The organism is Lewinella sp. (genome assembly GCF_050633125.1).
Lineage (GTDB): Bacteria > Bacteroidota > Bacteroidia > Chitinophagales > Saprospiraceae > Lewinella.
The window spans coordinates 1-3287 of sequence record NZ_JBOEFX010000199.1 but is presented as its reverse complement, the minus strand read 5'-3'; the positions used below and the strand labels follow the sequence as shown (position 1 = coordinate 3287).

The 3287-nt window shown below is 34.3% G+C and carries 3 protein-coding genes; 2 read left to right on the top strand and 1 reads right to left on the bottom strand.

Annotation, left to right across the window (positions count from 1 at the left end; all coding sequences use genetic code 11):
* The first annotated feature begins 41 nt into the window (after positions 1–41).
* Together ACRBG0_RS27955 and ACRBG0_RS27950 are read left to right on the top strand one after the other, a co-directional pair.
* Entirely contained in the window at positions 42–428 is a 387-nt protein-coding gene (locus ACRBG0_RS27955; RefSeq protein WP_431490123.1) for a transposase, read from the top strand.
* 5 nt (positions 429–433) lie between these two features.
* Complete coding sequence (locus ACRBG0_RS27950; RefSeq protein ID WP_431490122.1) at positions 434–1333, top strand: IS3 family transposase; 900 nt, start codon at positions 434–436, stop codon at positions 1331–1333.
* Between the two features lie 62 nt (positions 1334–1395).
* Here ACRBG0_RS27950 and ACRBG0_RS27945 read toward each other — a convergent pair.
* Positions 1396–3287 (bottom strand): T9SS type A sorting domain-containing protein (locus ACRBG0_RS27945; RefSeq protein ID WP_431490121.1); only part of this gene is annotated, 1892 nt, incomplete at its 5' end.

Sequence of the window (3287 nt, the reverse complement as noted above, 5' to 3'; positions counted from 1 at the left end):
TGTCTCGTCCTGAAATAGCGTTACACTAAAAAGTGAGTGTAATGAAAACAAACTATGTAAAGCGTACCCAAAAAGACTATCCACTAAGTTTAAAGTTGAGTATTGTACAAGAGATAGAGCGAGGTAAATTATCGACTACTCAGGCAACTAAGCAGTATGGTATTCAATGTAGAAAGACTGTTGTTAACTGGTTGCGGAAATATGGTAACTTTGATTGGGAGAATCAAATATCCTTTCATATGTCCAAGACACCAGAACAAAAACTAATGGAGCTCGAACAAAAAGTTCGCTTATTAGAAAAACAAAAAGCTTTATTAGAACAGCAAGTAGAGAAATCAGATAAGAAAGCAATTTTATTTGATATGATCATTGATCTAGCTGAGAAGGAGTATAATATTCCGATTAGAAAAAACTCCAAACCCAAGTAATCGATATGTTTAGAGTAAACTATCATCAAAGTATCTCATCCACCTGTGAGTTACTTGGGGTAAGCAGGCAGGTGTATTATAGAGCTATAAAGTCAAAACAAAAACGACAATCTATTGCTAAACAAGTTGTAGGTTTGGTCAAGTCTGTTCGAATAGAGCAGCCTTGTATTGGAACTAGAAAGTTATATCATATTTTAAAACAACCTTTACAAGAACTTGGTGTAGGTAGAGATCGTTTATTTACCATTTTAAAAGCCAATCATATGCTGATAAAACCTAAACGAAGTTATCATATAACAACCAACTCACATCATCGTTTTAGAAAACATAAGAATTTAGTTGAGAACCTAACTATTGAAAGACCTGAGCAAGTTTGGGTATCTGATATCACTTACATTGGAAATAGACAAAATCCGATGTACTTGTCATTAATCACCGATGCTTATTCTAAGAAAATAATGGGATATCATCTAGATAGTTCTTTACAGGTCAAAGCTTCTTTGAAGGCGCTAAAAAAAGCAATTAAAGACCGAAGTTATCCTAATGATAGACTTATTCATCATTCAGATAGAGGATTGCAATATTGTTCTAATGACTATCAGAAATTATTAATTAAAAACAATATAAGGTGCAGTATGACAGAATCTTATGATCCATACCAAAATGCAGTAGCAGAACGTGTTAATGGTATTTTAAAACAAGAGTTTTTAATAAATACTCAAAAAGTAGATATAACAACGATGCAAAAAATAGTAAAACAAAGTATCGATATTTATAATACCAAAAGACCACATTTATCAAACCATATGATAACACCAAAACAAATGCACAAACAAAGAAATGTCAAAATAAAAACATACAAAAAGAAAATCTCAGAACTAACCATGGTTTGTTCTGAGATTTAGTATTTTTAATCCTAGTAAAAACTGTAACGCTTATTTAGGACTAGTCATATTCTGTTTTATTACTACTCAATAATAAATCGTTTATTCACTTTTGTGAATTTATTTTCTATTTTTAGAATATACAGACCCGATCTAAATGCATCTATATTGATCGTTTTACTTTCATTAATCTTTCTTTTCTCTAAAATTTGCCCCAGCATGTTAATGATAGTATATGAGGCATCTGATAAATTTTTATCAGGCCCAAGTAACTTTAACAGTCTTCCTTTCTTCACTGAACTTGGAGCTAATACAATAGAAGCAAGGATACCTTCATCTTCATTTCCTAAAACATCAACTCTTGTTCCTATTATATCTGTAACTTCAAAAGCAGATTCACCACAAGAGCTTTCGTAAATTTTTACATTAGAAAATGTAGAAGTATTCCCCGAACCTCCGTCGTTATCATTAATAAACACTAATCTATCCTTAGTTCCGGTATAGGAGTCTCCTACAGGAATAATATACGTTTTTGTACCACTTGAATAATTATCAAAATTGGTAACTCCATAATTTTGAGTTCCGTAAACTTTAAAATATCGAGAAGAGGTTAACGAATTATCATCTTCAAATCCTACTGCATGAATTTCACCTTCTGAGCTACTGCTAAACTCAAATTCAATAACAGTATTTGCAGTAACCGTATAATTGTATGGTATGTATTTCCAGGTATTATTGGTTAATGTTAAGGTATTTCCACTATTACTTATAGAAGAATTACCTGCAGCATCCTGAGTAGCAAAAGAATTAATGGAAAAATTGTTGAAGTTTATCGTATCACAATTACCTCCTGAACCACCACCATCGGTAGTTAATGCAAGATCATCGATAGCAATATCACTGGACCAACTTGAACCGGTTGTACCGACAAAACGTAATCTTACTTCAGATTGACCTGTGTATGAATTTAAATTTACAGAAACAGCATTCCATTGATTTCCTTGGTTTCCGGATAAACTCCATAAGTTAGACCAGGATGTACCGTCAGTAGAAACTTCTAGAGCTAATGAACCAACACTAGTACCATACATATGATTTTCGAAAGTAAATGTAGCTTGCGATTCGTTTGACAGGTCATAACAAGGACTCTCTAAAATAGCGGTTGCATTTGCACCTATTTGTCCTGTGCTTCCGTTTGTAGAAGCTTCTAAGAATAAATAGTTAGATCCTTCCGCAGCAGCGCTAGGTCCAGTTCCAGAAGATGGAGTACTTCCACTTCTTCTTACCCAGTTACCATCATCTCCTGTAACCTGTGTCCAACCATCATTAGCCTCAAATCCTTCACTATAAGGGAAAGAGCTCACTATAGTAGTACAAATTGGAGGCACATCGGCTGTAGTAAAGTTTACTGAAGCACTATATGAAGAGTTTCCGCTAGTACACTTACTTCTTACTTGTACTTCATAAGCTGTAGAAGCTGCTAATCCGCTTAATGTTGTAGAGTTTGTAGCAACTGCATTTGTAGTCCAAGAAGACGTTCCTGTTGCTCTGTATCGTACGTCATAAGTTGCTGCTGTTACTGCATCCCAACTTACATCTGCTCCTGAAGTTGTTACTCCTGAAGTTGAAACTCCAGTTGGAGTTGTTGCATTACAAACTACTGGTGTTCCTGTTAATCCAGTTACGATAAGAGAGAAATTTTGGCTTCCTCCTGTTAATGTTCCTTTATGAGTTACAGTAATTGTATACGTTCCTGAAGCTCCAGAAATATCAACTCTTTCATAAGGATCTACATTGTTATCTTGTTGTGCACTTGTTGTAGCTCCTGCTAATTCGTAAGGAAAATAAGTTGTTCCGCCTTTAGTTACTCTAATATCTAAGTCATTTACTAATACTGGTGTTGTAGAATTTACAGTAGTATTTGATGTTCCCGCACGGTCTGTCCAAGAAATAGATGCTAATAATGGGCTTGTTC

Excerpts from the sequence above, each read along its gene's own strand:
- ACRBG0_RS27955 (WP_431490123.1), top strand. The coding sequence starts at position 42 with ATGAAAACAAACTATGTAAAGCGTACCCAAAAAGACTATCCACTAAGT.
- ACRBG0_RS27950 (WP_431490122.1), top strand. The coding sequence starts at position 434 with ATGTTTAGAGTAAACTATCATCAAAGTATCTCATCCACCTGTGAGTTA.